Consider the following 4,475-nt stretch of genomic DNA (forward strand, 5'->3'; position numbering starts at 1 on the left):
ACCCCCGCGCCGTTCCCCCCCGGCAGAAATCCACCCCACCCACCTGTTCGCCTCGTGAGTGGTAAGGCGGGTTCTAACCCGCCTTACCACTCACGACAGCGTCAGGCGACCGTCGCGTCGAGGGTGACCTCGATGTTGCCGCGCGTGGCCTTCGAGTACGGGCACACCTGGTGCGCGCCCTGGACGAGCTCGTCGGCCGTGGCCTGGTCGATGCCCGTCGCCTCCAGGTGCAGCACCGCGCTGAGCCGGAACTCGCCGGCCTCGGTGTCGTGGTGCAGGGTCACTTCGGCGACCACGGCGAGGTCGTTCAGCGGCACCTTCTTCGCGCCCGCGACCCGGCGCACGGCCCCGACGAAGCAGGACGCCCAGCCCGCCGCGAACAGCTGCTCCGGGTTGGTCCCGTCGCCCGCGCCGCCGAAAGCCTTGGGCACGGCGAGGGTGACGTCGAGCGCGCCGTCGTCGGAGGTCGCGCGGCCGCCGTTGCGGCCCTCCGCGGTGGACGTGGCGACGGCGGTGTAGGTCACTTCGGACATCGTGTTCCTTTCAGCGGGTGACTTCACCACGCTAGAAATCCCGGAGGGCCCGCGGCGACCGTCGCCCGACGTCACCCGTGTACGTCACCGTTCTCCAGCCGCAGCCACCGGTCGATCCCGATCTCGGCGAGGAAGCGTTCGTCGTGGCTGACGACGACGAACGCGCCGCGGAACGCCGTCAGCGCGCTCTCCAGCTGCCCGGTGCCGACCAGGTCGAGGTTGTTCGTCGGCTCGTCCAGCAACAGCAGCTGCGGTGCCGGTTCGGCGAACAGGACGCAGGCGAGCGTGGCGCGCAGCCGTTCCCCGCCGGACAACACACCGACCGGCAGGTGCACCCGGGAACCGCGGAACAGGAAGCGGGCCAGCAGGTTCATCCGCCGGTCGGCCGGCAGCGCCGGGGCGGCCGCCGCCAGGTTCTCGGCGACGCTGCGGTCGTCGTCCAGCAGGTCCAGGCGCTGCGAGAGGAAGGCGATCCGGCCGTCGGCGCGGGTGAGGGTGCCGCCGTCGGGCTCGAGATCACCGTGGACCAGCCGCAGCAGCGTCGACTTCCCGGCGCCGTTGGGGCCGGTGAGCGCGATCCGCTCGGGGCCGCGGATCGCCAGGTCGACGCCGTCGCCGAAGAGCCCGCGCACGCGCAGGCCCTCGCCGAGGAAGAGCGTCCGCCCGGCCGGGACCTCGGTCTGCGGCAGCTGCAGGCTGAGCTTCTGCTCGGGGCGCAGTTCGCGTTCGGCCTGGTCGAGTTTGGCCTTCGCGGCGCCGACGCGGGCGGCGTGCGTGCCGTCCGCCTTGGCCGCCGACTCCTGCGCGTTGCGCTTCATCGTGCCGGCGAAGATCTTCGGCAGTCCGGCGTTGCCCAGGTTGCGCGACGCCGTGCTGGCGCGACGGGCGGCGCGCTCGCGGGCCTGCTGCATCTCCCGCTTCTCGCGCTTGACCTCCTGCTCGGCGGTGCGGATGTTCTTCTCGGCGACCTCGCGCGCGGCTTTGACGGCCTCTTCGTAGGCGGTGAAGTTGCCGCCGTGGAACCGGATTTCGCCGCCGTGCAGCTCGGCGATCCGGTCCATCCGGTCGAGCAGCGCGCGGTCGTGGCTGACCACGAGCAGGCAGCCGGACCAGTCGTCGAGCACGGCGTGGAGCTTGTGGCGCGCCTCGGCGTCCAGGTTGTTGGTGGGCTCGTCGAGCAGCAGCACGTCCGGGCGTTTCAGCAGTTGCGCGGCGAGGCCCAGTGAAACGATTTGGCCGCCGCTGAGCGTGCTCAGGGTGCGTTCGAGCGCGAGGTCGGCGAGGCCGAGCCGGTCGAGCTGGGCGCGGGTGCGTTCCTCGAGGTCCCAGTCGGTGCCGATGGTGGTGAAGTGCTCCTCGGCGACGTCCCCGGATTCGACGGCGGCGATGGCGCGCAGAACCGGGGCCACGCCGAGGATTTCGGCGACGGACGGTTCTCCGCTCAGCGGCAGGTCCTGCGGGAGGTAGCCGAGCACGCCGTCGGCGGTGACGCTGCCGGCGGCGGGCTGCAGGACGCCGGCGACGAGCTTCAGCAGCGTCGTCTTGCCGGAGCCGTTCGGGGCGACGAGACCGGTGCGGCCGCTCGGGAAGGTGGCGGACAGGCGGTCGAAGACGGGGGTGTCGTCCGGCCAGGAGAAGGACAGGCCGGACAGCACGATTTCGGACATGGCGAAGACCTCGATGGCGTGAAAGCGGAAAAGGGGACGTCGACGGCGGCCCGCACCGGCGGAGCCGGGGGCCTGCGGACTCCGGGGCTACCCGGAGATGTCGACGTCACCTGCCACGACTGGTCTCCTCACGAAAGGATCTTCCCCTGCGAAGATAGCAGGGTTGTCCGCGCGGACCCCGGGTAACCGGCCCCGATGCGCATCGTGGTGACCGGAGCGACCGGCAACATAGGGACCGGGGTCGTGCGCGCGTTGGGCGCGGACCCGCAGGTCGAAACCATCGCCGGGCTGGCCCGGCGCCCGGCGGAGGGCGTCGTCACGGCCGACGTTGAACGCGACGACCTCGTGCCGCACCTGCGCGGCGCCGACGCGGTCGTGCACCTGGCGTGGCTGTTCCAGCCCACCCGGCGTCCGGAACGGACGTGGCGCGCGAACGTCCTCGGCTCGATGCGGGTGTTCGAGGCGGCGGTCGCGGCGGGCGTGCCCAAGATCGTCTACACGTCGTCGATCGGGGCGTACTCGCCGCGGACGGACGACGAGCCGGTGACCGAAGACTGGCCGACGCACGGCTGGCCCGGGGCCGCGTACACCCGGGAAAAGGCTTATCTGGAGCGGTATCTGGACGCGTTCGAGGGCCGGCACCCGAAGTTGGACGTCGTCCGGATGCGGCCGGGGTTCGTCTTCCAGCGCAGTGCCGCGACCGAGCAGCGCCGGCTGTTCGCGGGACCGTTCGTGCCGGGCTCGCTGGTGCGGCTGCTGCCGGTGGTGCCGGACATCCGCGGGCTGCGGTTCCAGATCGTGCACACCGACGACCTGGCCGACGCGGTCCGCCGCGCGGTGACGCGGCCGGTGCGCGGGGCGTTCAACATCGCGACGGGCCCGGTCGTGGACCCGCGGTTCGCGGCGGACCTCCTGGGCGCGCGCACTATCCCGATGCCGGCGGCGGCGGTGCGGGCCGCGGTGGAGGCGGCCTGGCGGGTGCACGCGATCCCGGCGTCACCGGGCTTGTTCGACGCGGTCATGCGGCTGCCGGTGATGAGCACGACCCGCGCGGAGTCCGAATTGGACTGGCAGCCGGGCCGGGACGCCGCGGCCACGCTGCAGGATTTCCTGACGGGACTGCGGGAGGGCGCGGGCGCGGAGACGGCCCCGCTGGCCCCGGACCGGCACCGGCTGCACGAGATCGCGACGGGCGTCGGCCGGAAGCCCTGAGTTCAGTGGCCCTGCTTGTCCGGTTCGGGGTACTGGCCGCGCGTCCGGTCGGCGGCCGCGGTCGCGATGCCGGCGGCGATCATCGCCACGCCCAGGCCGAGGTGCAGCCAGTCGTCGGCGTTGTCGATCGGCAGGAAGTTGGCCGGGCTGTCGTGGTCCATGGCGAGGCCGAACACCCACAGCAGGACGTAGATCCCGCCGCCGATCATCAGGAACGCGCGCGAACTGCCGTCGGCGCGCGCGGCGAGGACGCCGAGCACGCCGAACAGCAGGTGGACGAGGTTGTGCAGCACCGACACGGTGAACACGCCGAACAGCTGGGCGCCCGACTCGTGCCCGGCGAACTTCAGGGCGTCGTAGTCCGCGGTGATCCCGGGGACGAACCCCAGGACGCCCACGAGCAGGAACGCGAGGCCGAACAGCAGGGCGGCGGTCCGGGCGGTGCTCCGCCGGGTTTTGACGTCCGTCATGGCGCCGGGCTACCCGGCGCCGACTCCGGCAAACGCCTCAGGCGAGCTCGGCCGAGACAACGGACGGCAGTGCACGCAGCCGGTCCAGGAGGGGACCGGTCTCCTCGGCGGCCAGCAGGACGGCGCAGACCATGCTGCTTTCGCGGACGCCGTCCTTGACGTCGACGGCCAGTTCGTGAACGGGCCGCCCGCCGAGCGCGCCGACCAGAGCGGGGACCTCATCGGCCCCGCCGACGAAGTAGGTGGCGATGCGCCGACGCAGCAGCATGGCGGACCGGGGCGCGGGAACGGCGAAGGAAGTGGACATGGCGGATCTCCTGTGTGGAAGGAACGAGATCGGGGCCAGGTCCCGGAAAGAAGCGATCGCCGACTCAGCACGCCGGCAACCTGGGTTCAGCCGGCGCGCCGGGTTACGAGTCGCGGAAGCAACATCGGACGCAGCACGGCGACAGGCTAACACGACCCCGCCCCACCCGGCACCACAACCGAGCGGCACGGCCGCCCAGTGCCGCGACGCCCAGTGCCGCGACGCCCGGGTTCGAGCGCCCCAATGTGGCGTTGGGTGCGTGGGACGCAGCGAATGTGGCGTTGGG

General features: G+C 72.3%; 5 protein-coding genes. 1 reads left to right on the forward strand and 4 read right to left on the reverse strand.

Annotated features, from left to right (window positions below):
- Positions 1–101 precede the first annotated feature (101 nt).
- Positions 102–533 carry an organic hydroperoxide resistance protein gene (locus tag ACWEVN_RS46745; protein ID WP_310967412.1) on the reverse strand — a complete coding sequence of 144 codons (432 nt, stop codon included), beginning with the start codon at positions 531–533 and terminating at the stop codon, positions 102–104.
- Positions 534–604: 71 nt separating this feature from the next.
- Positions 605–2,200 (reverse strand): ABC-F family ATP-binding cassette domain-containing protein, encoded by a 1,596-nt coding sequence (locus tag ACWEVN_RS46750; protein ID WP_452055570.1) that lies wholly within the window; start codon positions 2,198–2,200, stop codon positions 605–607.
- A gap of 195 nt (positions 2,201–2,395) precedes the next feature.
- Here ACWEVN_RS46750 and ACWEVN_RS46755 point away from each other — a divergent pair, with 195 nt between their 5' ends.
- Positions 2,396–3,412 carry an NAD-dependent epimerase/dehydratase family protein gene (locus ACWEVN_RS46755; protein WP_449681469.1) on the forward strand — a complete coding sequence of 339 codons (1,017 nt, stop codon included), beginning with the start codon at positions 2,396–2,398 and terminating at the stop codon, positions 3,410–3,412.
- Between the two features lie 2 nt (positions 3,413–3,414).
- Here the strand turns inward: ACWEVN_RS46755 and ACWEVN_RS46760 are convergent, their stop codons facing one another.
- Together ACWEVN_RS46760 and ACWEVN_RS46765 are read right to left on the reverse strand one after the other, a co-directional pair.
- The gene (locus ACWEVN_RS46760; RefSeq protein WP_452055571.1) at positions 3,415–3,882 is read right to left on the reverse strand and encodes a DUF4383 domain-containing protein; all 468 of its coding nucleotides are present in this window, start codon (positions 3,880–3,882) and stop codon (positions 3,415–3,417) included.
- A gap of 37 nt (positions 3,883–3,919) precedes the next feature.
- Complete coding sequence (locus ACWEVN_RS46765) at positions 3,920–4,189, reverse strand: hypothetical protein (protein ID WP_449681467.1); 270 nt, start codon at positions 4,187–4,189, stop codon at positions 3,920–3,922.
- Between the last annotated feature and the right edge of the window lie 286 nt (positions 4,190–4,475).

The organism is Amycolatopsis sp. NPDC003861 (genome assembly GCF_053605405.1).

Excerpts from the sequence above, each read along its gene's own strand:
- ACWEVN_RS46760 (WP_452055571.1), bottom strand. The coding sequence starts at position 3,882 with ATGACGGACGTCAAAACCCGGCGGAGCACCGCCCGGACCGCCGCCCTG.
- ACWEVN_RS46750 (WP_452055570.1), bottom strand. The coding sequence starts at position 2,200 with ATGTCCGAAATCGTGCTGTCCGGCCTGTCCTTCTCCTGGCCGGACGAC.
- ACWEVN_RS46745 (WP_310967412.1), bottom strand. The coding sequence starts at position 533 with ATGTCCGAAGTGACCTACACCGCCGTCGCCACGTCCACCGCGGAGGGC.
- ACWEVN_RS46765 (WP_449681467.1), bottom strand. The coding sequence starts at position 4,189 with ATGTCCACTTCCTTCGCCGTTCCCGCGCCCCGGTCCGCCATGCTGCTG.
- ACWEVN_RS46755 (WP_449681469.1), top strand. The coding sequence starts at position 2,396 with ATGCGCATCGTGGTGACCGGAGCGACCGGCAACATAGGGACCGGGGTC.